Genomic DNA, 23,647 nt, shown 5'->3' with positions numbered 1-23,647 from the left:
CGCACAGAGGAGGACGTGTGAGCGACCAGGACACCAGAACCGCCCCCCGCCGGAGCCCGGAACAGGAGCGGAGCCCGGAACAGGAGCGGCTGCACCGCAAGCGGCAGCTCGCCGCCGCGTTGCGCGTCTTCGCGCGCTACGGGTTCGACGAGGGCGCGGGCGGGCACATCACCGCTCGCGATACCGAACGCCCCGACTGTTTCTGGGTCAATCGGTTCGGCCAGCCGTTCTCCCAGGTGCGCGCCAGCGACCTGTTGCTGGTGGACCGCGCCGGCGAGGTGCTGTCCGGCGCCGGCACGGTGAACCCGGCCGGGTTCGCCATCCACTCGCAGATTCACGAGGCCCGGCCGGATGTGGTCGCCGCCGCACACGCGCACTCGGTGTACGGCCGGGCGTGGTCGACGACCGGGCGGCGGCTCGACCCACTGACCCAGGATGCCTGCGCCTTCTACGAGGACCACGAGGTGTTCGACCACTACGGCGGCGTGGTGCTGGAAAGCGAGGAAGGCAAGCACATCGCGCGCACCCTCGGCGGGCACAAGGCGGTGGTGCTGCGCAATCACGGCCTGCTCACGGTCGGGCACTCGGTGGGGGAGGCGGCGTGGTGGTTCATCTCGATGGACCGCTGCTGCCAGGTGCAGCTGCTCGCCGAGGCGGCCGGCAAGGCGCTGCTGATCGAGCCCGACAGCGCCCGCGCGACGCGTGCGCAGATCGGCACTCCGGGCATGGGGCGGGTCAACTTCCGCGTGCTGTACGCCGACATCACGCGCAGCCAACCCGACCTGCTCGACTGAGGTGGACGATGGCGGGACTGCTGGCCGGTACGGCGCGCGAGTACGGCGGGGAGCCTGCCCTGCGCGACGCGCGTGGCGCCCGCACCTGGGCTCAGCTGGACGAGCGGGTCAACCGGTGGATCGCCGTGTTGCGCGGGTTGGGCCTGTCCACAGGGGACTGTCTAGCCATGGCGCTGGGCAACCGCCGGGAGACCGTCGAGGCCTTACTCGCCTGCCTGCACGCCGGCGTGGTCGCGGTACCGGTCAACTGGCACCTGACCCCGCGCGAGATGGCGGCGATCCTCGCCGACAGTGGCAGCGTGGGTGTGCTCGCCGACGATGGCACCGCCCCAGCGGTCGCCGCCGCGCGGCAGCTCTGCCCGGCTCCGCCGCGGTTCGGGTTGGTCACCGGCGACGTAAGCCGCAGTGGCCTCGTGCCGGTGGAGCCGCTGCTCGCCGGCGCCGACCCGGCGGAGCCCGCCGACCAGCACTGCGGCACGGTCATGATGTACACGTCGGGCTCGACCGGCAGCCCGAAGGGCGTGCGGAACAATCTGTTCCGCCTCGGGGCGCCGCTGCGGCGCGTCAGCGGGTTGCTGGAGTACGCCGGCGCCGCACTGCGGGTGCCCCGCCGTCGACCGGTGCTCCACGTCGGCCCCTGGTACCACTCGGCGCAGCTGTTCTTCCTCGTGATGCCGCTGCTGCGCGGCTGCCCCGTGCTGCTGCACGAGCGCTTCGACCCGGCCGCCACGCTGGCGGCGATCGAGGGGGAGAACATCGCGGTCTGCCACCTCGTGCCGGCGCAGATGGTTCGGCTCCTGGCGCTGCCCGAGCCAGTCCGGCGCGCCTTCGACGGCTCGCGTCTCGAATTGGTCTGGCATGGCGGCGGTCCCTGTCCCGCCGCCGCCAAGCGCCGCATGATCGACTGGTGGGGCCCGGTGTTCCTGGAGTACTACGGTGCCACGGAGGGCGGTGTGGCCACGCTCATCGACTCCGCTGAGTGGCTGCGCCGGCCGGGCAGTGTGGGCCGCGCGGCCACCGCGACCGAGATCCTGGTGGTCGACGACAACGACCGGCCGGTACCGCCGGGCGTGGTCGGGCGGGTCTTCCTCCGGCGCGCTTCCCGGGCCGGGTTCGAGTACCACAACGCGCCCGACGAGACCAGGCGGGCCCACCTGGCGCCGGGGGTCTTCACGTACGGCGAGTTGGGCTACCTGGACGAGGACGGCTACCTGTTCCTCACCGGACGCGCCAAGGACATGATCGTCTCGGGCAGCGTGAACATCTACCCGGCTGAGTTGGAGGCGGTACTGCTCAGCCATCCCGCGGTGCGCGACGCGGCGGTCGTCGGCGTGCCCGACGAGGTGTTCGGTGAGCGCCCGCTCGCGGTCGTCGAGCTGCGCCCGGGAGCGCTGGCCGAGGTCGACGCGCCGGCGGCGCTGGAGCGGCACTGCCGCGAAAGCCTGGCCGGGTTCAAGGTCCCCCGCGTGTACCGCGTCACCGCGGCGCTGCCGCGCGACCCCAGCGGGAAGTTGAGCAAACGCCTGCTGCGCGAGCAGTACGGCCGACACCCCACCTGAGGAGCCGACAATGGCTATCGCTCCCGACCGGACGGCCCGCGCCGCTCCGGTCCAGCTCGCGGACCCGGCGACCTACCGGGTCGGCGTACCGCACGCCGAGTTCGCCCGCCGCCGGCGGGAGGCGCCGGTGAGCTGGGTGGCCGAGCAACCCCGCGTCCGTCCCAGCTCGGCCGGGCCGATCGTAGACAGCGGCAGCGGGTACTGGGCGGTGACCACCCACGCCGCCGTCGTGGCCGCGTCCCGCGAGCCCGGCACCTTCTCGTCGGGCCGGCGCGGAGCGTTCCTCAACGATCCGCGCACCAAGGCGGATCTGGAGTTCGTCCGGCAGCTACTGATCAACATGGACGCACCCGAGCACACCGCGGTCCGCCGAGTGGTCTCGGCGGTGTTCACGCCACGCGCCGTTGGGCGGCTGCGTGACCAGGTGACCGACCACGCCCGGACGGTGATCCGCGGGTGCCTGGAGAAGGACCGCTTCGACGTGGTCACGGACCTGGCCGCCGAGGTGCCGTTGCTGGTCCTGGCCGACCTGCTCGGCATACCGCGCGCCGACCGTCATCTGCTGTACGGCTGGAGCAACCGGCTGGTCGGCTTCGACGACCCTGAGTACGGTGGCGGGGACGTCGAGGCGTACCGGCAGGCGTTCGCCGAGGCCTTCCAGTACGCCTTGCGGGTGGCGGAGGAGCGCCGGCGGGCGCCCCGGGACGATCTGGTGACGCGGCTCGCCACCGCGGAGGTGGCCGGCCGCCGGCTGTCCGATCGGGAGTTCTGCCAGTTCTGGCTGCTGCTCGTCGTGGCCGGAAACGAGACCACCCGGCACCTGATCTCGGGCAGCGTGCAGGCCCTGGTCGAGCACCCTGGCGAGCGCGATCGCCTGCACGCCGCTGGCCAGGACGCGCTGCCGACGGCCGTCGAGGAGCTGGTGCGGTGGGTGACGCCGATCATGCAGTTCCGCCGGACCGCGACCGGCGATACCGAGCTCGCCGGGCAGCCGATCGCGGAGGGGGACAAGGTCGTCCTGTACTACGCCTCCGCCAACCGCGACGGCCACGCCATCCCCGGCGCCGACCGGCTGGACCTGGCGCGCGATCCCAACCCGCACCTGTCATTCGGCATCGGGCCGCATTTCTGCCTCGGCGCCCATCTCGCGCGGCTGGAGCTCAGCGCGGTGCTGACTGAGCTGCTGCCGCACCTGCCCGCCGTGGAGCTGGACGGGCCACAGGTGCGGCTGGAGTCGAACTTCGTCAACGGAATCAAGTCGATGCCGGTCCGCGTTCGCGCCTGACGGGGGTGGCCGGCGGTGCGCTGGGCGCCGCCCGCCACCCCGCCGCCTCAGTAGATGACCCGGCTGTCTGAGCCGACCCGCACGCTGCGCGACTTGCGCAGGTCGCGAACGAGGTTCAGCCGCTTCAGCCAGCGGTCTGTGCCGTCGAACCGGGCCTGGAAAGGCTTACGCCCGTGTACCGACATGAAGTTGTCGATGAACAGGATGTCGCCGGGGCGTAGTGCGATGCCGGTGATCTTCCGTTCCACCTCGGCGCAGATCTTCTCGAAGGCCGCACGCGCCTCCGGTGTGCCCGGCTCGTCCATCGAGTACGGGTCGAGGCAGATGTACGGCTTCTGCTTGCTGCCGAACAACACCGGCCGCGGCACCGGATTGTCGTTCATCCCGCGCACCCACTGGTAGCTGTCCTGGATCAGGGTGCTCAGCTCGTCCGACTGGCGGTCCACACTGGACCTTTCCGGGTTCAGGTGGATCTCGTCCGGCCTGGTGACGAACAGGTCCCTCCGGAGGACCTCCCGGTCGTTCTCGTCGAGGGACAGGTCGCCCACATCCGCGTAGGTGGTTTCCACCGCGTCCAGGTTCCGCAGGCACATGAGGCCGATGTAGTCCGCGCGATACGGGTGGAAGGCCACCTCGGTGTGCCAGGTGAGCAGGATCTCGGAGCCGGAGTCGATGTGCTCCCGCTCGTGACCGATGATCGGCAGGATGTCGTGCATCACGTAGCCGTTCTGCTCGGTGGCCCAGGCCACCGGGTCGCCGAGCAACTGGGCGCAGAGGCAGAAGAAGATCTCCTCGCGCAGCGCCGACGACACCGTGGAACGGTCGTTCCAATGCTTCGGAGTCGGACCGATTGCCGCGTCGTCGACGTCGAACCCGCGTACCAGGCACGCGCCGGCCGGCTCGGTCAGCTTGAACTCGATGAGCGCGTCACGCAGCCCGCTGGGCAGCTCGTGCGCGGCGACGGCCGCCCTCCGCTGGAACTCGGCGTCTTCCACGGACTGGTACTGCTTGGTGAGGGGCTCGAGAACGTCATCGATCTGCCTGCGGTCGGCCGGCCCGAGCGTGATCTCGAATACTGCCATGATGGATCGTCTTCCCCCGTCCTGCGCGGCGGAACCGGCACGGTGTGGCGTCGCGAGGTCTCTCGATGCCAGATACGCCAGCGCTCTCGATTGAGCATCCGAGGAATGATGATTTCATTGGTCAATTCGCCGGTCAATGTCTATCCCGCTCACTGACGATTCACCATTTGCGTGTGCTCGTTCTCGACGAGCGTGGACGGCGTCAGGCACACTTCCCGCCGGCACGGCGAACCGGCCGAACACCGCGGCGGCCAGCAGCGGCACGGTCAGCAGGCCGAGGCAAGCGACCGCGGCCGGCAGTGAGAGCCACCGGTTCAAGGTCGCTACGAAGAGCGGGCTGGCGACGAAACCGCCGTAGGAGGTGGTCGTCACCAGTGCCACCAGCCGGCCGTCCGGGTCGTGCCGCGCCGCGTGGCTGAGCAGGGCCGGAATCAGCGGGCCGAACGCGAGGCCCGTCACCGCGAGGCAGAGCAGCGTCATCGAGGCCGAGGGCACCAACGCCGCGAGGACGATGCCAGCGCCCCCGCCGACCGCGCCGATGCCGACGATCGCCCGCACCGGAAACCCTGGCACCGCCTGAGCGAGCAGCCTGCCACCGGTGAGCGCCAGGTAGTACAGGGCGGGCGCGCTGCTGGCCAGAACCGGCGGCGCGTCCCGGAAGTCCTCCAGTAGCAGCGCCGACCAGTGCTCGACGCCGTTCTCCACGATGAGCATGCAGGCGCCCAGCAGGCCGATGCCCAGCCCGAGTCGCCGCCCGGCGGCGCGCCACGCGGCGTTTCCCCGGCCGTCTCGCACGGGGGCGTCCACGGTGGCGGGCTCCGGCGCGGCGCCCAACGGGAGCGTGAGGGACGCGGCGGCCGCGGCAAGCACCAGGACAGTGGTGATTCCCAGGATGATGGGCACGCCCACCCCGACCTGGCGGGCCAGCCCGGCGAGCGGGGCGAAAACCACAACCCCGACGGGGAAAGCCGCGTGCACCGGCTGGAAGAGACGGCGGCCGGTCTCCCGCTCGGCCCGTCCGGCCGCCATGTTGAGGCACACGTCCAGCGCGCCGCTGGTCATTCCGACCGCCATCAGCACGACGCCCAGCGCCACGGCCGAAGACACCGTCGCCAGGGCGGCGATGCTGGCGGCGAAGGCCAGCGTCGCGGCGGCCAGCGACAGCCGTTCCCGGCCGCGGGCGAGGCGTCCGGTGAGCGCCATCGCGGGAATCGCCCCCACCGGCACCGCCACCAGCGCGATTCCGAGGTCACTGAGCGGGCTTCCGATCCGTTCCGGTATGGCCGGCAGCAGCCCGCCCCAGACTCCCCAGAAGGCGCCCCAGGCGCCGCCGACGGCGATCAGTGGCGGCCCGGGGGAGCGCGCCTGGAACCTCGCGGCCGCGGTCATTGGGCGGCGGCTCCCTGCGGCGGCCCGGTCAGCACGCCGTCCTGCCGGGCCCGTGCCGCCGCCGCGAAGGAACGGTAGAGGTCGAGGGCGCGGCTCGGCGCGTACCCCGGCCGCCAGGGCTTGTCCGGCCCGGCGAAGTGCAGGATCGCCGCGGTGTCCTCGTCGGCGATGAGCTGCCGCACCGGGATGATGTCCTCGGCGTAGTTCTCGTAGTCCGGCATCCGCATGAGTGCGGACAGCGGGAAGGTGTTCCACCGCCGATCCAGCCGCAGCCACCGGTCGTGGGCCGCCCAGTTGAGCGCGTCCTGGTCCCAGAACCGGGCGTGCTGGGGAGTCTCGGCGAGGAACCGCCGGCAGGCCTCGAACAACCCCTCGCGGCGGCAGCCATCCAGGTCGAGCAGCATCACGCCGCTGTTGAAGTAGTCTCGGCCGGCGGGCACTCCGAGCTCGCGCCAGCCGGGCAGCGAGATGCCGCGTCCGATCACCGGATGCTGGGCGTCGCGGACCGCCGCCAGCAGCACGGGGGCCACCGGAGTACGCAGCAGTGGCCGAAGGTCGTCCAGCACCAGCAGGTCGGCGTCCAGGTAGAGCACGACCGGGTGGTCCGTGATCGCCTCACCCGCGGCCAGCCGAAGGTACACCGCGTCACTGACCCACTCGGAGACCGGGAAGTCGGCCGATGGGCGCGGGACCACTCGCAACTCGATGGGCAGGCCCATCCGCTCGGCGTGGGTGCGGATGCGCCGGTCGCTGTCGCCGTTGAGTCCGTGGTGCAGCACGATCATGCGCAATGCCGGCAACTCGGTGCCGTGCGCGGCGGCCAAGGACTCCATCAGCACGCAGAGGGTGCCGGCGTACCCGTCATCCACGGCGCAGACCAAGGGTGGCAGCTGTTCCACGTTCTCCTCCTTCGCTGCGGTGCGCCGGCGCGGTCTTTAGTCGCAGGAGACGCAGAGGCAGCCGGCGCGACCGCATCCTCCGGTGGCATCGGGGTAGCGGGTGAACCATCCGGGCTGGATGAACTCGAAGGTCCGGGCGGCGGTCCAGAGCTGGCGGGACCGCAACGCCCCATACACCTGGCCGGCGTCGAAGCCGATGTCGACCAGAGCGGAGAGCACATCCCGCAACGCACCTCGGCGGCCGGAGCCCGGCTCGTGACGGGTGACGGCCTCGCGCAACACGAGCGCGGCGAGCGCAGCCGGTCCCGCGCCGACGCGGACCGCGGCCGGAAGCCGGCGCAGCAACGACCCGGCCAACCCCGCCGCGGCGGCGACCAGCACAGGGTTGGCGTGCCGTACCGCGAACTCGCTATGCCGCCCGCACAGCCAGCTGGATGCCTGGCCGTACACGAAGACCCGCCGCGCGGCCCGGCGCAGCCCGCTGGCCACGTCCGGATCGTGCCGGACCAGCGCGCCGGGGTTGGCCACGATGCGGTATCCGGCCTTGCGGATCCGGATGCCCAGGTCGACGTCTTCGCCTCCGACCACCGTGAGGGTGCGCTCGTCGAACCCGCCGATCTCGCGGAACACCGCGGCACGCACCGAGAGGTTCGCCGTCAGGTTCCAGCCCAGTTCGCGGTACCGGCGTGGGAGGTTGTTGCGGAAGTCGTAGCGCTTGGCGCGGTCGAGCACCCACAGGGCGAATGTGTCCACCTCGCCGAGCAGATCGTGCGGGCCGCCGACACCGCCGACGTCAGGCTGGTCGGCGTAGCCATGCAGGTGCTCGATGAACAGCTGCGGATCGGCCACGCAGTCGGAGTCGACGAACAACACCACTGGGTGCCGTGCCCGCCGGGCGCCGGCATTGCGCTTGGCGCCGACCCGGTCAGGGCCACGCACGTATCGCGCCCCATGTGCCCGGCAGGTCTCGGCGATCGCGCGGCCCTGCGCACCGGGCGTGGAGTCCACGACGATGTGCTCCCACGGTATCGCCGCCTTCTCGCCCGCTACCTGGGTCGACTCCAGAAGTGCCCGCACCCGCGCCGGGTTCCCCAGCGTGGGTGTCACGACGCTGATCCCGTCCGGCTCCCGGCCGTCGTCGTGGCCGGGGGATGGTTCATGTGGCGACGGCCGCCGCCCACGCGGCATGGTGCTTTTGTCGCGGACCATGTGTGACACTCCCCCGTGGGGGGATGCGACAACCGCACCCCCGTCCGTTGGAAGTCTGCCACCCGTCGCTGAGGGCAGTCAATGAATCTTCACTCGCGAGGATGTTGATCAGCATGTGGCGTTTGCCGGCGCTCGGCGTTCTGTTTGATCTCGACGGAGTCCTCGTGGACAGCACAGAGTGCGTGCGTCGGGCGTGGTACGAGTGGGCCGCACGGCACGGCGTCGACGGGAGGGCGACATACCCCCTTGGCCTCGGACGCACGACACTCGATCACCTGCGGCTGGCCGCGCCCGAGCTTGCCACGACCGCGCACGCCGGCGCCGTGGCCGCACTCGAGGACGCCTACGTCGAGGCGGTGACCGCACAGCCCGGCGCGGTCACCGCGCTAGCCGCGCTAGCCGCCGCCGGGCTACCGTGGGGAGTCGTCACCTCCTGCCCGCGGCCGGCGGCCCTCGACCGGCTCGACGCGGCCGGCCTCAAGGCTCCGGCCGTGCTGGTGAGCGCCGACGACGTCGCGCGCCCGAAGCCGGCGCCGGACGGGTATCGGGCGGGCTGCGCGCGGCTCGGTGTGCCGCCCAGCCGGGTGGTGGTTTTCGAGGACGCGCCGGCCGGGATCGAGGCGGCCCGAACCGCCGGCGCCGCCGCCGTGGCCGTCGGTGTGCCAGCCGACGGCTTGCCCTGGATCGCCGACCTTTCCGCGGTGACATTCGTCCCGGACGCGGCGTCCGGAGGCGTGGATGTCGTTTCTGGTCACCGCTGATCCGGCGCGAGGGTGTCGCTTCTGGCGGTCGCGGGCTACAGTCAACCGGCATGTCGCTGAAGGTCGGAAGTGTCGTGTTGCGTCGCCAGTTCGAGCACGACGAATTGAGCCGGGTGTGGGTGGGGCGGGTCGCCGCCGACGACGAACGTGGCCTGCTGATCTGGATCGCCGATGGCAGCCCCGCGCGAGACGTCATCGCCGCTGATGGGCGCCTGTTCCACGAGGTGCCGTTCGAAGACTGGGGAAGGATCCCCAAGAAGCTGGCCGAGATGCGGTGGGCGGGTGACGCCCTGATGCTCCATCCGCCGGGTGAGCGTTACTCGCTGTGGTGGTTCTTTGGAGAAGATTGCGACTTCCGGGGTTGGTATGTGAACCTGGAGTATCCGGCGGTCAGGTGGGTCGACGGCGACCTCGCCGGGATCGACACTGTGGATCATGATATCGACATCGTGGTGCGCCCCGACCGCTCGTGGGAGTACAAGGACGAGGAGCAGTTCGCCCGCCACATGCGCTATAGCCACTACTGGGTGGATGATGAGACGGCGGTCCGCGCGGCCGGCGCGCGAGCCATCGAGTTGGTCGAGTCCGGAGCGTTCCCGTTCGACGGCTCGTGGTGTAAGTTCCGCCCCGATCCACTGTGGACTGTGCCGGTCGATCTCCCTGCTGGATGGGACCGCGAGCGTGCCCAGTGAAGGGTTGACACCGCCGTAATGGGATGTTTCTATCTCCCCGTAACGGGGGAATCCAGCGCGTGTTCCCTCCCCGTGGAGAAAGACCATTCGGGGGTGTGTGAATGCTGGTCATGTCAGTGCGTCCAGGTGAGCCCAGGTCAGCGACTGTCGAAATTCGACATGATCCACAGCCGTTAAAAGACCATCTCTTGGTCGAAGGGCTGTACGTCGGAATCTGTGGCACCGATCGAGAAGTCGTGGAGGGCCGCCGCGGACGTTCGCCGCGGGGCGCGGACCGGATCGTCGTGGGTCATGAATCGCTCGGGAGGGTGCTCCAGACTCCCGGAAACGGCACATTCCGTGCCGGCGACCTGGTGGTCGGAGTCGTGCGGCGGCCAGACCCTCAGCCATGCGTGAGCTGTGCCGCCGGGAGGTGGGATTCGTGCCGTAACGGTGACTACACATCGTGTGGCATCACCGGTGCGGACGGGTACGGTGCACAGCGGTGGTGCGTCCCGCTGGAGTACGCCGTGCCCGTCACCGCCCGGCTGGGCGTGTCAGGTGTCCTCGTCGAGCCGACCAGCGTGCTGGTCAAGGCGTGGGAGCGGATCGTCCGGATCGCGGAAACTGGCGTACCGGCTGGCCGGCCGACCGCGCTCATCTCCGGCGCCGGAGCGCTCGGCCTGCTGGCGGCGCTGCTCGCGGTGCGGCGCGGCTACCAGACGTACGTTCTGGCCCGACGGTGGACCGAGCGTCGCGAGGCGCTCGTCGGCGAGCTGGGCGCGGTTCCGGTCGAGCCGGCGCGCGCTGGCGGCCTCCCGGCGCCCGACGTGGTGCTGGACACGACCGGTGCGCCCGCCGTGGTTGCCGAGTTGGTGCGCCTCGTCGCCCGAAACGGCGTGGTGTGCCTCGCCGGTTTCGCGGCCGGAGCGGCTGATCCCGCGCCACTAGCGGCACTGATCGACCGGCTGGTGAGCGGCAACCTGGTCCTGATGGGCACGGTGAACGCCGCCCGCCATCACTACGAGCAAGCGGCGTCGGCGCTGGCCGGCGCGGACCCCGACTGGTTGGCGAGGCTCATCACCCGACGGGTGCCGCTGCCCACCTGGCCGGACGCCTTACGGCGAGGCCCGGACGACGTCAAAGTGGTCGTCGACCTCACCACGGCCGCCTGATGGCGCGGGTCATCCGGGTGGTGACGCCCGCCTCTTCATCTCCTGTCGTCCTGGGCCGACTCGCCGCGCACAATGAAGCGGAGTGGCGACTGGCTGTCGTACCGGGCCTGCTCGACCCGGACAACCGGGCGCTGCTCGGTCACCTCGCCGGGGTACGGCGGGTTCTGGTCGTCGCCGGCGCGCCGGAGCGTGAGCGCCTGGTGCGCTACCTCGACCGCCAGCAGGCCGGTGGACTACTCGACGGCTACTGCCTCGCGCCCGAGGCGAAGCTGGTCGCCGCTTCGCCGCTCAGCGCGATCGCCGGGCTGGCGGACGCGGCGGTCACGAGCGGGCTGGGCCGCCGCGACGCGATCCTCGTGTACGGGCACGACAGCGAGGTCCTCACCGCTGTGGCCACCGCGGCGCTGCTGCGCCGGCAGACCATGGCGGTTCAGGTGGTGTCCGACCTGCCGGCGCTGCTCGCGGCGGTGCGCACGGCCGCGAGCGTGCCGTTGCCGGGACCCTTCGCCGTGCGGCGCCAGCAGGTCACGGTGGTCGTCGACGAGGATGTGCTGCTGGCCGCGGCGTGCACACCCGAAGAGGAGGCGGCGCTCGAGGAACTGGCCACAATGGACTCCGGGGTGGCGGAGGCGCTCCTCGGCTCGCCGCTTGAAGGCGAGGCCCTGACGGCCGTGCGGCGTGCGGCGCTGGCCGCCATGTTCCGGTGGTTCGGTCGCGCCTGGACGACCCGATCCGCCCGGTACGCCGGCGCGCCAACTGGACGCGCTGTGTCGTATCAGGTGGAGGCGGTCCACGACGTGTTCCGCACGACCAGCCGCCCGGACGGGCGGGGCCAGCGCGACACGGCGGACACCGAGCCCGGCGCGGGACGGCTCGCCGAATGGCTGCCGCGCGGCGGTCGCGTCCTTGCCGTGGTGGACGCGTACGCGCCGCGGATCGTCGACGACGTGCGCCGCTACCTGTCCTCCTGCCAGGAGCGGAGCCTGATCGCTGGATTCGAGATCTTCTGCGTCGAAAGTTCCCCGGCGGTCAAGACGTTGGGACGGCTGGATCGCCTGGTCCGCACCGCTGATCGGATGGATTTCGGCCCCACGGACGTGCTGCTCGGTGTCGGCGGCGGCACCGTGCTGGACCTCGTCGGCACGGCGGCGTTGATGTACCGCGGCGGCACGCCGTACCTTCGCGTCCCGACCACCCTGGTTGGCATGATCGACGCGGGCATCGGCCTCAAGGTCGCGGTCAACGTCGGCACGCGAAAGAACCTGCTGGGCGGGTATCATGCGCCGCTGGCCTGCCTGTGCGACCCGGCGTTCCTCGCCACACTGCCGTCGCAGGAGGTGCGCTGCGGGCTGGCGGAGGCGATCAAGATCGCCATGGTCACCGATGGCGAGCTCTTCGGGCTCATCGAGCGGCACCACGAGAGCGTCCTCACCCGCCGGCAGAGTCCGGAGAGCCGGCGCGTGATGGAAGGGGCGATCGCCGCGATGCTCGGCGAGCTGTCCACCAATCCGTTCGAGCGGGAGCTGCGGCGGTTGCCCGACTTCGGGCACGAGTACGGCCACCTGCTTGAGGCAGAGTCGGGATACCGGCTGCGCCACGGCGAGGCGGTGTCGATCGGCATGGCGCTCGCCAGTCAGCTCGCGGTGTTGGCCGGCCGGCTCTCACCGTCGGTCCACGAGCGGATGATCCGGCTGCTCAACCGGGTCGGACTGCCAACGTTCGACCGGCTGTGCGAGCCGGAACGGCTGTGGCGATGGCTGTGCGTGGACATCAAATCGCACAAGGGAGGCGTTCCAGTGCTCGTCGCGCCCACGGGCACGGGCGCCGGCGGCTTCCTGGAACCCGACGACGGCCTCACATTCGACACGGTCCGCCGGGCGTGCGCCGAGCTTCGAGCGTGACCGGATGAGCGGTGTGGGCATCGTCGTCGACGTGGGGGGCACGACCACGCGGGTCGCGTTCCACCGCGGCGGCCACCTCGCCGGTGCGGTGACGCGTTTCCCGACCCCGTCGCCGCGCAGAGACCGGTTCCGTGGGCTTGACACCCTCCGGGAGGAGCTGTTCGACCGGGTAGCGCGCCACGTCGACCGCATGCGGGCAGAGGCCGCCGAGCCGGTCGACGATATCGGGGTCGCGTTCGGAGCGGTGATCACCACCGCGGGTGTCGTGCGCGACGCGAGCGTGTTGTGGCTCTCGCCGAGCGCCGGCTACGACGTCGTGGGCGCGCTCGGCGCGCGGCTGCCGTGGGCGCGGATCCGGGTACTGAACGATGTCGCGGCGTCGGCGTGGCACTACCGGCGACTTGGCCGCTACGCGCTCGTCACGGTCAGCACCGGGGTGGCGGTAAAGGCGTTCGACGCCGCGCTGCCAGCCGGCCAGCGGCTGCTGCTGGACCCGGATGGGCTGGGCGGCGAGAGCGGGCACACCGTCGTCGAGCCGTCGCTGCTCCAGTCGGTACCGGCCGGCCTCGGACCAGCGGCCGCGGCGGGCGACGCCGCCGCGCGCGCCGAACTCGAGGCCCGTGGCGTCCCGTGGTGCGAGTGCGGCGCGGTAGCGGACCTCTGCTCCTACACCAGCGGACCGGCCGTGATCCGTGACGCGGCCGCGCTGGCGCGGCGGGCGCCGGGACGTTTCGCTGGCGGTCTACTGGCCCAACTGTGCCAGGGCGACCCAAACCGGATAACCGCCGAGCTGCTGGCGCGGTCGGCCGCCGACGCGGACCCGTTCACCGCCGAGGTGTTGCGCCGGGGTACACGCGCGCTCGCCGCGCGCCTCATCCACATCTGCGCAGACCTGGGCCTGTGTACCGCCGTCGTGGTGGGCGGCTTCGCCCACGGCGTAGGGCCGCCATGGTTCGCCGCCCTCCGGCGCAACATCGCCGCACTGATGCCGAGCACCGGCTGGTACGCGGGCTGGACGGCAGCCGACAAGGAGCGACTGGTGCACGTGCCGGCCGATGCCGAGGACGCGTCGCTCGCCGGCATGGCCGCGTACATGGCCGAGCGGAACGCGCAGAGCGTCACCGTGGTCAAGCCCGTCGGCGAAGGGCGGCTCGTCCTGCGCCATGGCGGCCGCCCTCGGTGCGGCCGCGAGCAGTTCCTGCTGCGCCCCGCGTTCGTCGGCGTCTGCGGCACCGACCTGCAAATCCTGCGCGGCGAACGCGGCTGCGAGCCCGGCGTACCCGGGCACGAGTGCGTCGCCGAGGTGGTCGAGGTCGGGGCGGACGTGCCGGACCTGGCACCCGGCGACGTGGTCGGCATCAACCCGAACAGCCCGCGCGACGACGACGACAAGATAGGGCACAACCGGCCTGGCGTGTTCGCGGAGCTGCTCGTGCTGGACGCGGCCGTCGCGCTGCGGGGGCAGGTCGTCCAGCTGCCCCGGCCGGCCGGGGCCGAACTGGTCCTGCTGGAGCCGCTGGCTGGAGTGATACGTGCCCAGGATCTGACCGCCCAGGCGTCGCCCGGCCTGGACACGCTGGTCGTGGGAGGCGGCGTCGCCGGCCTGCTGCACATGCTCCTGGCGCGGCATCGCGGAGCCCGCACCGTCCTGCTCGCGACCCGTTCTCCGCAGACCCGGCGGCGCGCCGTCCAGCTGGGTTTGTGTCAGCCCGAGCACGTGCTTCCGCTCGACGATGGTCTCGCGCCCGCCGTCCGGAAGGCGACAGGCGGTGCCGGCGCGGACGTCGCGTTCGTCGCGGTCGGCGCGGGTGCCGGCCCGGCGGTGGCCGCCCTGGTCTGGCAGGGCCTGGCCGACGGCGCTGCCATGCACCTGTTCGGAGGCTTTCCCCCGGGCTGCCGCCTGCCCCTGGCAGCTGGGCGAGAGCTGGCCGTAGGCTCCCTTCGCGCGAGCGCCGGCAGCGAGATCGTGACCACACCGGCCGGGCGCAAGGCCCTGGTGACCGGCAGCCGTGGCGGGCGGCGAGCGGACTTCCTGGCGGCGGCCGCGCTGTGCGACCTGGAAAAACCGCACCGGTTGCGCCTCGACCAGCTCGTCAGCCACGTCGTCTCGCTGCCCGCGCTGCCCGGGGTGGCGGCGGAGCTGGCCGGCACCGGCACCGTTCGCGGCACACCGGCGCTGCGAGTGGTGGTCGACCTCCGCCTCGACGGTGAGGTCGTACGCCCCGCCACCGGCACGCTTCCGGCGATCGGCGGGTAGCGGCGGTGGCGGTGAACCGGCGTGGTACGGCGCTCTGGGACGCGGTGTGCGCAGCCGCGGCGGGCCACCGGCGGGGCACGGCCGGCGCCGCCGCCGAACTCGCCACAGTGGACGGTGTACCGCGGCTCGGGTGGGCGGCGCCGCCGCCGTGGCGAGCGGTCCGCCGCGCCCTACTGCCGTTCGGCGATCTGCTGCGGGCCGACCGCGTGGTGTTCGTCGGCACCGGCGGGTGGGCGTTCGGCCTCCGCGCTGTCGCCGAGACCGCCGATCCGGCGGGGCGACTCAGAATTGTGGACCGCCTTGACCCGGCGGCGGTCGCCGAGGCCCTCAACGACGCGCCCGCGGCCACCGTCGTCGTCGCGGTGTCCGAGTCGGGGCGTACGACGGAGACCGCGCTGCTCGCGGAGGCGCTGCGCGACCGGTTCGCGTTGGCGCCACGGTGGCTGCGCGGCGCCGACATTCCGATCGACCCGCGCCGGCCGACGGTGGCGCTGTTCGGAGCCCCGGTGAGCCGCCCGTTCCTCCTGGCCGCCGCGCTGGCGGGCGGCGATCTCAGCGCGCTGGGGGAGGCGTACCGCGGATTCCTCGGCCTCGCGTGGGCCACCGGCCGGTGGGCGGCCGCAGCCTCTCGCCGGATACCCGAGACGCCCTCGCGGGTACGCCTGGTGCTGCCGCACGGCAGCGGAGCCGGACTTGTCCTGTTCGTGCTCCAGTCCATCAGGCAGGGCCTGGGCGGGAAAGTGGCCTCGACGCGTGAAGAGCCGTGGTGGGAGGTCGGGACGGCCCCGGCCGAAGGCGCGGTCACGCTGCGCCTGCCCGCCCCGCGCGGCCGGGTGCCGACGCTGACCCGGCTCATGACCCACTGCCACGCCGCCGCCGCACTCGTGGCGTGCGTCGGGCTGCAACGCGGGATCCGCTTCGCGGACCATCCGGCAGTCCGCCACTACAAGGAACTGCTCGGGGGTGCGCTGCCGGATCCCCTGCCGGTGCCCGCTGGCGAGCTCCTGCCACACGCCGCGGCGTGGCTACGGCGCCGCCCGGAGCTGGCCCGCGCCCACCTCGTCTGCTACGACCCGGCGGCCTGGCCCCGGCTGGCCGGCGCGGTGCCCCGGCTGGCGACCCTCTCCCGCGGTGGCTGGGAGGTGCATCGCGGAAGTACCTGGAACCACCATAGCTACCAGGCCGCGTATCCCGCGGCCGACCTGGGAGTGGTCGCGATCGCACCGCCAGCGGCCCTGGACCCCTTGACACGCGCACAGGCGAACATCGCCGCGGCCACGTGCGCCTCGCTCGGTGAGCGGGCACTGCTACTACGACTGGCGCCGGCGGTCGGCGCTGGAGAGGCACGGGCATCATGAGCGTCCACCCGCGGGAGACGGCGTCCCGATGGGCCGCGCCGACCCGACAGGAGAAGATCTGCCACCTCGACGCGATCAGGGCACGCGTGGCGCCGCCGCGCGCGGCGGGCCGTCGGGTCGTGCTGAGCCAGGGGTGCTTCGACCTGGTCCACCTTGGACACGTCCGGCACTTCCGGGAGGCGCGGGCGATGGGTGACCTGCTCGTCGTCGCGGTGACCGAAGACCGGTACGTCACCAAAGGGCCGGACCGGCCGCTGTTTCCGCTGGCCCAGCGCATGGAGTTCCTGGCAGAGCTGGAGTGCGTCGACTTCGTCATACCAAGCCCTACGGCCACGGCGATACCGGTGCTGCGCGCGCTGCGGCCAGATGTCTACGTGCGCGGCGCGGAGTACGAAACGCGCGGCGCCGCGGACCCTAGGTTCCTCGCCGAGCAGGAAGTCGTCGCGCGGTACGGCGGCGCCGTCGCGTTCTCCCATGACCCGCTCGTGCTTTCGTCCACGCGACTGCAGAAAAGCCTGTCATGACCACGGTGGCGGTCACCGGAGGCGCCGGCTACATCGGCGCGATGCTGGTGCCCATGCTGCTCGCGCGCGGCCACCAGATACGCGTGCTGGACCTGTTCGTGTACGGCCGGACCGCCCTGTCGCCGCGTGATGGGCTCACCCTGCTCGACGGCGACGTGCGGGACCCGGAAGCGGTCGCCCGGTGCGTCGCCGGCACGGAGGCGGTCGTACACCTCGCCGCGATCGCCAACGACCCGAGCTGCGACCTCGCACCCGACCTGGCGGAGTCCACGAACGTGGCGGGTTCCCGGACAGTGGTGGACGCCGCCCGGGCCGCGGGCGCTCGCCGGATCGTGTTCGTCTCCTCGGCCAGCGTGTACGGCATCGCCGGCGGTGAACCGGTCGACGAGACGACGCCCACCGACCCGATCACCCAATACGGCGTCACGAAGTGCCGCGCGGAAGAGCACCTGCGCGCTGTGGCTGACGAGCGGTTCCGCGCGGTCTCGGTGCGTCCAGCGGCGTTGTGCGGCTACTCACCCCGACTGCGCCTGGACCTGACCGTCAACCTGTTCACCGCCCAGGCCCTCGCCGCCGGCCGGGTGACCGTGTTCGGCGGCGAGCAGCGGCGGCCGGTCCTGCACGTCACCGACGCCGCCCGGCTGTGCGCCGAGTTGGTGGACCGGCCATGGCCGTGGTCGGGCTTCGAGGCCTTCAACGCCGTCCGCGACAACCTCACCGTCTCGGAGATCGCGGACCGCGTCACCCAACTGGTCAACAAGCGGTACGGCGATGGCCGCGCCGTCAGGGAGTTCGCCGCGACGCCGCCCGCCGACCGGCGCTCGTACACCATCGACGCCAGGAAGGTGAGCCGCATGTTCGGCTTCGCGCCCCGGCTGTCCCTGGAACACGGGGTGCACGACCTGTGCGACGCCTTCGACCGCGGTCTGGTGCCCGATCCGCTCGTCGACGACCGCTACTACAACGTGCGTCGGCTCAAGCGGCTGAGCGATCCGCCGCCCGACGCCGCCCAAGGCACCACCGACTAGGAGGCCAATGTGCGCGTACCCTTCGTCGACCTTGCCGTACGTGACCAGACCCTGCATGCCGAGTTGTTGTCCGCCATCGGCGCTGTACTGGACCGGGGAGACTACATCCTCGGTGCCGAGGTGACGGCGTTCGAGCAGGAGTTCGCCGCCTACTGTGGAGCCCGTTTCGCGGTCGGTGTGTCCTCCGGTACGTCCGCGTTGGTGCTCGCACTGCGCGCGCTGGGTGTCGGACCAGGCGCCGAAGTGATCACTGTGGCCAATTCGTTCCTGTCCACCGTGTCGTCCATATTGTTGGTGGGGGCGCGGCCGGTCCTGGTGGACGTCGCCGACGACGAGAACATCGATGTCGACGCCGTACGGCAGGCGATTTCGCCGCGGACCAAGGCGATCTTCCCCGTACACCTGCGCGGGCGACCGGCGCGCATGGCGGAGCTGATCGATCTCGCACGCGAGCATGACCTTCATGTGGTGGCCGACTGCTCACAGGCGCAGGGCGCCCGGATCGACGCGGAGCGCGCCACCATCCTCGGTGACCTGGGGTGTTTCTCGCTGCACCCACTGAAGAACCTGCCGGCGCCCGGTGACGCGGGCGTCATCGTCACCAACCACGCCGATCTGGCCGAGCGGCTGCGGACACTGCGCAACCACGGGCTGGCCGATCGCGGGTTCGCGGTTGCCCTCGGCGACAACGCCCGCCTCGACACGGTGCACGCGGCCACCCTCCGCGTGCGGCTGCGCCGGTTGGACCGGGACAACGCCCGCCGGCGCTCGATCGCGGACGCCTACAACGAGGCTTTCACGGAACTGCCCGTGGTCCTTCCGGCCCGCACCGACGGCGTGGAGAGCGTCTATCACCACTACGTCATGCAGGTTTCGGACCGGACGCCCTTCCTCGAATCGATGAGCGCCGCCGGTGTGGACGTGCGGATTCACTACCCGGTGCCGGCACACCAGCAGCCCGCCTTCACCGGTGCCGTGACGCTGGCCGGTGAGCTGCGCCGCACTGAGGAGCAGGCCGGCCGGATCGTCTCGCTGCCGTGCAGCCCGGCGCTGTCGGACGAGCAGGTCCGCATCGTGATCGACGCCGTACGTGAGCACTATCGGGCCGCCGCCGCGGCCTGGTCACTGGCGGCCGATGGTGTATCCGAGCGCACGTAGGCGGCGGGCCCAGCCGGCGGCGGTGTGCCGGGGCACCTCGAAATGCTCGGCGACGCCGGTGATCGTGCCGGCCTCGCGGTACACATCCATGACCTGCTCGGGGGCCGGCATCCGGCGGTACGCCCGCACGCCGGAGCCCGCCGTCGCGGCGCGGGTACGCGTCGCACCGCTGGCGGTGCTCTTCACGGTGCGGGAAGTGCGCGCGGCGGCCCTTCCACTCGACGGCTGTCGCACTCGCGAACGCGACGATGGCGCCGTTGACTCCGGCACCCGCGGTGGCGCTGAGGGCGCTGGCGCCGCGCCGTCCGGTTCGGCGCCCGCCGCGCGGCGCTGCTGCTGGGACTGTCCACGGTTGACAGCGCGGGGCTCGGCCGCCGTGAGGGCCCGGACGAGCAGGTTGAGATCCATGGCGGGCAGGTCCGTGGGAGCGAGACCACCGCCGCTCGGCGCGGAGATGGTCACTTCGGTGATGCGTGCCTGGCCGCTGGAGGTGTCGATGCGGATCGTCGTGTGTGACACGCCCGGACCGGCCGCGCCGTCGTTGTCCGCCGTGATCGTGATGACGTATCTATTCATCGGTCCTCCTGGCCCTGAGGCCCTGTATCGCCGGCTCGTCGCTCCACGCAACGAGCACCAATCACCATCCGCATGTTGAGCAGTGTGAGATTACGCGACCGAAACCGCAAGTACCTACGGGCGGTGACCCCCGTGTAGCCAGGAAAGGCATGAACATTCTTGGCTCGCGGTCAAGTCGCCGTGTGATGCCGAGGGCACCGCCCGTCTCTATGCGTCATCCCGTCCCCGACGAGATGGTGGACGCGCCGAAACGGTCGAGCAGCGCGTCGCGGATCGTCGGCCGCGTTCCGAAGACAAGGAGGAAAGCGGCTTCCCGGATCGACCGTGACGCCGGGTCGTCGGCGAGCACCGACCGGCTGCCCCGGCGCACGCTCAACATCGCAGACGCCCGCAGCGCAAGCTCCGACGCGGCCGCTCGGGCGACCGCCGTCGTGGCGGCGTCGGCGGCGAGAAGCGCCGCGCGCGCGGCTGGCAGCTCCTCGTCCAGCGGGCCTGGCCCCAGCAGCCGGCAACAGCGGCGAACCACACCTAGCGCGAGAAAGCCGTTGAGCGCCGAGCCCGCGGCATCGTCACCTACCCACGCCTCATGTGGCTGCGTAGCGACCAATCGGTCCTCGGGAACGAAATGGCCCGTGAATCGCAGCGTCACGGTGCTGCTGGCATGCGCCGCGGTCAGCTGTTGGCGCACGACGGAGAGGGTGTCGGCGGGCGCCGCGTCCATCAGGAAGAAATGGACAAGGTCGGCGTCATCACGAGCGCCCAGGTACAGGACGTCGATCATTCCCCAGCCGGTGACCCACGGCGCCTGCCCGTCAAGCAGATAGCCGCCCGTTACAGGCCGCACCTTGAGCAAGGCCGCACCCGGCCGCAGCCCAGTGAGTGCGATCCCGCCCCGCCGTTCACCACGCGCCAGCGGTCGCAACCAGCGCTCTTGCACCCCCGGCCGGTCGCTGAAGGCGGCGGCGAGCACGGCGCCGTGATGCTGCATCCACACGAACGTCGTGGCCAGGCAGCCGCTGGCGAGCGCCTCGAGTTGGTATGCCGCCGTCGTCATGTCCGGACCTAGCCCGCCCTCCTCAGGCGGCGCCGCGACACCGTAGAAACCCTCGCTGGCCAGGAGGTCGAGGTGCTCCTCCGGGATCCGATCGGCCCGGTCGACCTGGGCGGCCGACGGAAACAGCACATCCTCGACGATCTCGTCGGTCCGGGCTAGAAACCACGCCGCGTCAGGCATCTATCCCGCCATCGCGGATCGGGGCTGGTGCTGGGCTGGTGGCTGTCTGATAAGCATGAGCCTTCATTGATCACCGTCCTCAGTAACCCGGCCATACTACAGGCACGGTCTGCGACGCTCGGTCCGCATCAGGCAACGTCTTTGCTGTGGATGGCGTCTTTCCGGCGCGGGCGTCGGTGTTGTGGCTTCGCGTGCCGCGTCCGCACGATCTACCGGACGCACCACGGAAACATCGCCGGAGAACGAGCCGTCCAATGTGGTCAGCTCGACGCTATCATCCTGGGCGTGGACGACCCGCTGCGGGCCATTTTCGCTGTCGGTTCCGCGATGACCCTGCCGGCGATCGGGGCGCTGGCGCTCGGTTGCGTGCTGCTTCTGGTCGCCCTGCACCGCCACACACTGGCAAAGGCTGCCAGCCACAGTGGACCGGACACAAGACGATGCTGGGGCGGACGATGAGGGCCTGCGGTGTCTCCGAACGTACAGTCGATCAGCTCCGCGCGGCCGCGCGCGCCGCAGCGGCCGACACCCGGTCCCTACCCCGCGTCTTGATCTACGCTGGCGCGGCGCTGCTCGCCGTCAGCCTGCTGCTGCGGCTGCCGCACTGGCTCGCCGGCGTGGCCTGATCACGCAGAGTGTGGCGCCCGTCAGCCTTCGGGATCGGAGCGCTGCTCACGGACATGGGGGAGTGACGAAAGTGGCGGCTGGAGGCTGACGATCGGCAGTAGTGGCGGCTTTGCTGGCTGCCTAGCGTTTTCGACATGATCCGACCTCTCCGGCTGGCTGTAGGTGTACTGGCGAGCGTGCTGGCTGCCGTCGCCGTAACGGTTCCCGCCTCTGATTCCGCCGTCGCCGCCACCAGACCGGTCGCGTTGCCAGCGCCTTCTGGCCCGTTCCCGGTGGGGATGAGCCGGCTGCACATGATCGATGCCTCCCGGACCGATCCGTGGGTGCCGCCGGCCGGTCATCGCGAGTTGATGGTGTCCGTGTGGTACCCGGCGTCACTACCCATCGGCCGGCCGGCGGCGTACCTGACCGAGCGTGAGGCCGCCGCCCTGGCGGCGGCTCGGCGGTTGCCGCTGGATCCGGCCGACGTGGCCGCGATCCGGACCAGCGCGGGGCTGGACAGCCCGCCGCGGCCCGCGCCGCGCCGCCACCCGCTGGTGGTGCTGTCGCCGGGGTTCTCGCTGCCGGCGGCCACCCTGACCGGTCTGGCCGAGGAGTTGGCCAGCCGCGGCTACGTAGTGGCGGGCATCGACCACACCTACGAGTCCAGCGGCGTCGAGCTGCCCGGCGGCCGGCTCGCCACCTGCGTCGCGTGCGAGAAGGCGAAGCCCGTCCAGGTGCCGCCGGTGCGCGCCGCGGACACCTCGTTCGTCATCGATCAACTGACCCGTACACGGTCGCGAACGTGGCGGGGCAGCTGGATGATCGACCCGCACCGGATCGGGATGGCCGGGCACTCGATCGGCGGCAACTCCGCGGCCGAGACAATGCGCACCGACCCGCGCGTCGACGCCGGCGTGAACATGGACGGCTCGTTCTACACCGACCTGCCGCCAGGTGGGCTGGACCGGCCGTTCCTGATGCTCGGCGAACCCGGGCTACACACGCCCGGCGACGCGCACGACACCTCCTGGGACACCGCATGGCAGCTTCTGACCGGGTGGCGCCGGTGGTTCACCGTCACCGGCACCGCGCACATGTCGTTCTCTGACTTCGCCCCGCTAGGCAAGCGGTTTGGGCTGCCGTCTGCCCCACTGGACGGTGACCGCATTGACCAGATCACGCGGGCGTACGTCGCCGCGTTCTTCGACACGCACCTGCGCGGCATCCCACGACCGATCCTGGACGGTGCCGATCCTCGCTACCCGGAAGTCATCCGGCACACGCCATGATCATGAAGGGAGTGGGACATGATGGGGGAATGATTGGGACGTTGCGGAACGTCGTGCTCGACACGAGCGACATCGTCGGCCTCTCCACGTTCTACCGTGAGTTGGCCGGCTGGGCCGAGTACCGCGCCGACGACGAGTGGGTCGCCCTCACCACCGATGACGGCTGGCGGATCTGCATGCAGCACGCGCCGGAAGACGCACCCCCACAGTGGCCTGACCCGGACCACCCGCAGCAGGCGCACCTCGACCTGCGGGTACCCGAGCTGGAGCCGTCGACCGAGCGCGCCATCGCGCTCGGCGCGACACTGCTGCGCCGGACCGAGACCTGGCACACGCTGGCCGACCCGGCCGGACACCCGTTCGACCTGTGCCTCAAGGCCGACAACCCGGGTACCACTCTGATGGGTGTGATGCTCGACTGCCCGGACGCGAAGGAGCTGAGCGCGTTCTACAGCGAGTTGCTCAGCAAGCCGGTCACCTACGAGGGCGACGGCATGGCCATGATCGGCGAGGACGGCGCGCAGCCGGTGCTGTTTCAGCAGGTCGAGCGGTATGTGCCGCCGCGCTGGCGGGATCCGGAGCACCCGCAGCAGTTCCACATCGACGTCACCGTCGACGACGTCGACGCGGCCGAGCGGGCCACGCTGGCGATCGGCGCCACCCGCCTGCCCGGCGACGGCGAGAACTGGCGCGTCTACGCCGACCCCGCAGGCAAACCCTTCTGCCTCTGCTGGGACTAAAGAGCCCGGTAAATAGCCCGCTCCGGGTAGGTCATGCTCACGCCGGCGACGAGATCACCCTCGCAAGGTCGCGCGGTCCGGCGTCGGGCGGGCCGAGGATCGCGACGGCCTCCCCGCGCGCCGTTCCGCCGTCCCGACGTACGTGCGGC

At 71.4% G+C, this 23,647-nt stretch carries 22 protein-coding genes and 1 pseudogene; 17 read left to right on the top strand and 6 right to left on the bottom strand.

The annotated features are described in order from the left end of the window. The first annotated feature begins 17 nt into the window (after window positions 1-17). Genes V6V89_RS01965 through V6V89_RS01955 form a run of 3 tightly spaced genes read left to right on the top strand, consistent with a single transcriptional unit; the run spans window position 18 to window position 3,638 of the window. Entirely contained in the window at window positions 18-794 is a 777-nt protein-coding gene (locus tag V6V89_RS01965; RefSeq protein ID WP_334617140.1) for a class II aldolase/adducin family protein, read from the top strand. A gap of 8 nt (window positions 795-802) precedes the next feature. After that, window positions 803-2,353, top strand: a complete 1,551-nt coding sequence (locus V6V89_RS01960; protein ID WP_334617139.1) for an AMP-binding protein — start codon at window positions 803-805, stop codon at window positions 2,351-2,353. A 10-nt stretch (window positions 2,354-2,363) separates the two neighbouring features. Next, window positions 2,364-3,638: a cytochrome P450 gene (locus V6V89_RS01955; protein ID WP_334617138.1), complete on the top strand. Its 1,275-nt coding sequence runs from the start codon at window positions 2,364-2,366 to the stop codon at window positions 3,636-3,638. A 47-nt stretch (window positions 3,639-3,685) separates the two neighbouring features. Here the strand turns inward: V6V89_RS01955 and gntD are convergent, their stop codons facing one another. The 4 genes from gntD to V6V89_RS01935 form a co-directional block, all read right to left on the bottom strand. Beyond that, window positions 3,686-4,720, bottom strand: a complete 1,035-nt coding sequence (gene gntD, locus V6V89_RS01950) for a guanitoxin biosynthesis L-enduracididine beta-hydroxylase GntD (RefSeq protein ID WP_334617137.1) — start codon at window positions 4,718-4,720, stop codon at window positions 3,686-3,688. Window positions 4,721-4,834: 114 nt separating this feature from the next. Further along, window positions 4,835-6,109, bottom strand: coding sequence for an MFS transporter (locus V6V89_RS01945; RefSeq protein WP_334617136.1), 1,275 nt, complete (start codon window positions 6,107-6,109; stop codon window positions 4,835-4,837). Beyond that, window positions 6,106-7,008, bottom strand: coding sequence for a glycosyltransferase family 8 protein (locus tag V6V89_RS01940; protein ID WP_334617135.1), 903 nt, complete (start codon window positions 7,006-7,008; stop codon window positions 6,106-6,108). The genes V6V89_RS01945 and V6V89_RS01940 overlap by 4 nt, the downstream gene beginning before the upstream one ends. 36 nt (window positions 7,009-7,044) lie before the next feature. Continuing rightward, entirely contained in the window at window positions 7,045-8,217 is a 1,173-nt protein-coding gene (locus V6V89_RS01935) for a glycosyltransferase family 2 protein (protein ID WP_334617134.1), read from the bottom strand. On the opposite strand from V6V89_RS01935, the gene V6V89_RS01930 reads away from it, so the two are divergent. From V6V89_RS01930 to V6V89_RS01890, 10 genes and pseudogenes are all read left to right on the top strand, one after another. Further along, window positions 8,160-8,978 (top strand): HAD-IA family hydrolase, encoded by an 819-nt coding sequence (locus tag V6V89_RS01930; RefSeq protein ID WP_334617133.1) that lies wholly within the window; start codon window positions 8,160-8,162, stop codon window positions 8,976-8,978. The two genes, V6V89_RS01935 and V6V89_RS01930, sit on opposite strands and share 58 nt — an antisense overlap. A gap of 50 nt (window positions 8,979-9,028) precedes the next feature. Then, window positions 9,029-9,670, top strand: coding sequence for a DUF402 domain-containing protein (locus tag V6V89_RS01925; RefSeq protein WP_334617132.1), 642 nt, complete (start codon window positions 9,029-9,031; stop codon window positions 9,668-9,670). A 101-nt stretch (window positions 9,671-9,771) separates the two neighbouring features. Next, window positions 9,772-10,176: pseudogene (locus tag V6V89_RS41585) on the top strand (alcohol dehydrogenase catalytic domain-containing protein); the annotation flags it as partial. A 3-nt stretch (window positions 10,177-10,179) separates the two neighbouring features. Further along, on the top strand, window positions 10,180-10,824 hold the full coding sequence (locus V6V89_RS01920) for a hypothetical protein (protein ID WP_334617131.1): 645 nt from the start codon (window positions 10,180-10,182) through the stop codon (window positions 10,822-10,824). Beyond that, window positions 10,824-12,725 carry a 3-dehydroquinate synthase family protein gene (locus V6V89_RS01915; RefSeq protein WP_334617130.1) on the top strand — a complete coding sequence of 634 codons (1,902 nt, stop codon included), beginning with the start codon at window positions 10,824-10,826 and terminating at the stop codon, window positions 12,723-12,725. Before V6V89_RS01920 ends, V6V89_RS01915 begins: the two co-directional genes overlap by 1 nt. A 4-nt stretch (window positions 12,726-12,729) precedes the next feature. Continuing rightward, the gene (locus V6V89_RS01910) at window positions 12,730-14,982 is read left to right on the top strand and encodes an ROK family protein (protein ID WP_334617129.1); all 2,253 of its coding nucleotides are present in this window, start codon (window positions 12,730-12,732) and stop codon (window positions 14,980-14,982) included. A gap of 11 nt (window positions 14,983-14,993) precedes the next feature. Continuing rightward, window positions 14,994-16,340: a hypothetical protein gene (locus V6V89_RS01905; protein ID WP_334617128.1), complete on the top strand. Its 1,347-nt coding sequence runs from the start codon at window positions 14,994-14,996 to the stop codon at window positions 16,338-16,340. Beyond that, complete coding sequence (locus V6V89_RS01900) at window positions 16,337-16,864, top strand: adenylyltransferase/cytidyltransferase family protein (RefSeq protein WP_334617127.1); 528 nt, start codon at window positions 16,337-16,339, stop codon at window positions 16,862-16,864. The genes V6V89_RS01905 and V6V89_RS01900 overlap by 4 nt, the downstream gene beginning before the upstream one ends. Beyond that, window positions 16,861-17,892 (top strand): NAD-dependent epimerase/dehydratase family protein, encoded by a 1,032-nt coding sequence (locus V6V89_RS01895; RefSeq protein ID WP_334617126.1) that lies wholly within the window; start codon window positions 16,861-16,863, stop codon window positions 17,890-17,892. Before V6V89_RS01900 ends, V6V89_RS01895 begins: the two co-directional genes overlap by 4 nt. 9 nt (window positions 17,893-17,901) lie before the next feature. Then, on the top strand, window positions 17,902-19,050 hold the full coding sequence (locus V6V89_RS01890; RefSeq protein WP_334617125.1) for a DegT/DnrJ/EryC1/StrS family aminotransferase: 1,149 nt from the start codon (window positions 17,902-17,904) through the stop codon (window positions 19,048-19,050). Here the strand turns inward: V6V89_RS01890 and V6V89_RS01885 are convergent. Next, window positions 19,015-19,626 (bottom strand): hypothetical protein, encoded by a 612-nt coding sequence (locus V6V89_RS01885; protein ID WP_334617124.1) that lies wholly within the window; start codon window positions 19,624-19,626, stop codon window positions 19,015-19,017. The two genes, V6V89_RS01890 and V6V89_RS01885, sit on opposite strands and share 36 nt — an antisense overlap. Window positions 19,627-19,840: 214 nt before the next feature. After that, entirely contained in the window at window positions 19,841-20,860 is a 1,020-nt protein-coding gene (locus V6V89_RS01880; RefSeq protein WP_334617123.1) for an acyl-CoA dehydrogenase family protein, read from the bottom strand. A gap of 285 nt (window positions 20,861-21,145) precedes the next feature. Between V6V89_RS01880 and V6V89_RS01875 the strand changes: the two genes are divergently transcribed. From V6V89_RS01875 to V6V89_RS01860, 4 genes are all read left to right on the top strand, one after another. Next, a complete protein-coding gene (locus V6V89_RS01875; protein WP_334617122.1) occupies window positions 21,146-21,319 on the top strand; it encodes a hypothetical protein in 174 nt (57 codons plus the stop codon). Further along, on the top strand, window positions 21,316-21,486 hold the full coding sequence (locus V6V89_RS01870) for a hypothetical protein (protein WP_334617121.1): 171 nt from the start codon (window positions 21,316-21,318) through the stop codon (window positions 21,484-21,486). The genes V6V89_RS01875 and V6V89_RS01870 overlap by 4 nt, the downstream gene beginning before the upstream one ends. Window positions 21,487-21,621: 135 nt before the next feature. After that, window positions 21,622-22,758 carry an alpha/beta hydrolase family protein gene (locus V6V89_RS01865; protein ID WP_334617120.1) on the top strand — a complete coding sequence of 379 codons (1,137 nt, stop codon included), beginning with the start codon at window positions 21,622-21,624 and terminating at the stop codon, window positions 22,756-22,758. Between the two features lie 29 nt (window positions 22,759-22,787). Then, the gene (locus tag V6V89_RS01860) at window positions 22,788-23,498 is read left to right on the top strand and encodes a VOC family protein (RefSeq protein ID WP_334617119.1); all 711 of its coding nucleotides are present in this window, start codon (window positions 22,788-22,790) and stop codon (window positions 23,496-23,498) included. The last annotated feature ends 149 nt before the right edge of the window (window positions 23,499-23,647 follow it).

This window comes from Micromonospora sp. CPCC 206061 (genome assembly GCF_036906915.1).
GTDB lineage: Bacteria > Actinomycetota > Actinomycetes > Mycobacteriales > Micromonosporaceae > Phytohabitans.
This window is presented reverse-complemented; position numbering and strand designations above follow the sequence as displayed.

Excerpts from the sequence above, each read along its gene's own strand:
- V6V89_RS01960 (WP_334617139.1), top strand. The coding sequence starts at position 803 with ATGGCGGGACTGCTGGCCGGTACGGCGCGCGAGTACGGCGGGGAGCCT.
- V6V89_RS01955 (WP_334617138.1), top strand. The coding sequence starts at position 2,364 with ATGGCTATCGCTCCCGACCGGACGGCCCGCGCCGCTCCGGTCCAGCTC.
- gntD (WP_334617137.1), bottom strand. The coding sequence starts at position 4,720 with ATGGCAGTATTCGAGATCACGCTCGGGCCGGCCGACCGCAGGCAGATC.
- V6V89_RS01945 (WP_334617136.1), bottom strand. The coding sequence starts at position 6,109 with ATGACCGCGGCCGCGAGGTTCCAGGCGCGCTCCCCCGGGCCGCCACTG.
- V6V89_RS01930 (WP_334617133.1), top strand. The coding sequence starts at position 8,160 with ATGGTTCATGTGGCGACGGCCGCCGCCCACGCGGCATGGTGCTTTTGT.
- V6V89_RS01935 (WP_334617134.1), bottom strand. The coding sequence starts at position 8,217 with ATGGTCCGCGACAAAAGCACCATGCCGCGTGGGCGGCGGCCGTCGCCA.
- V6V89_RS01925 (WP_334617132.1), top strand. The coding sequence starts at position 9,029 with ATGTCGCTGAAGGTCGGAAGTGTCGTGTTGCGTCGCCAGTTCGAGCAC.
- V6V89_RS01915 (WP_334617130.1), top strand. The coding sequence starts at position 10,824 with ATGGCGCGGGTCATCCGGGTGGTGACGCCCGCCTCTTCATCTCCTGTC.
- V6V89_RS01910 (WP_334617129.1), top strand. The coding sequence starts at position 12,730 with ATGAGCGGTGTGGGCATCGTCGTCGACGTGGGGGGCACGACCACGCGG.
- V6V89_RS01900 (WP_334617127.1), top strand. The coding sequence starts at position 16,337 with ATGAGCGTCCACCCGCGGGAGACGGCGTCCCGATGGGCCGCGCCGACC.
- V6V89_RS01895 (WP_334617126.1), top strand. The coding sequence starts at position 16,861 with ATGACCACGGTGGCGGTCACCGGAGGCGCCGGCTACATCGGCGCGATG.
- V6V89_RS01885 (WP_334617124.1), bottom strand. The coding sequence starts at position 19,626 with ATGAATAGATACGTCATCACGATCACGGCGGACAACGACGGCGCGGCC.
- V6V89_RS01880 (WP_334617123.1), bottom strand. The coding sequence starts at position 20,860 with ATGCCTGACGCGGCGTGGTTTCTAGCCCGGACCGACGAGATCGTCGAG.
- V6V89_RS01870 (WP_334617121.1), top strand. The coding sequence starts at position 21,316 with ATGAGGGCCTGCGGTGTCTCCGAACGTACAGTCGATCAGCTCCGCGCG.
- V6V89_RS01865 (WP_334617120.1), top strand. The coding sequence starts at position 21,622 with ATGATCCGACCTCTCCGGCTGGCTGTAGGTGTACTGGCGAGCGTGCTG.
- V6V89_RS01860 (WP_334617119.1), top strand. The coding sequence starts at position 22,788 with ATGATTGGGACGTTGCGGAACGTCGTGCTCGACACGAGCGACATCGTC.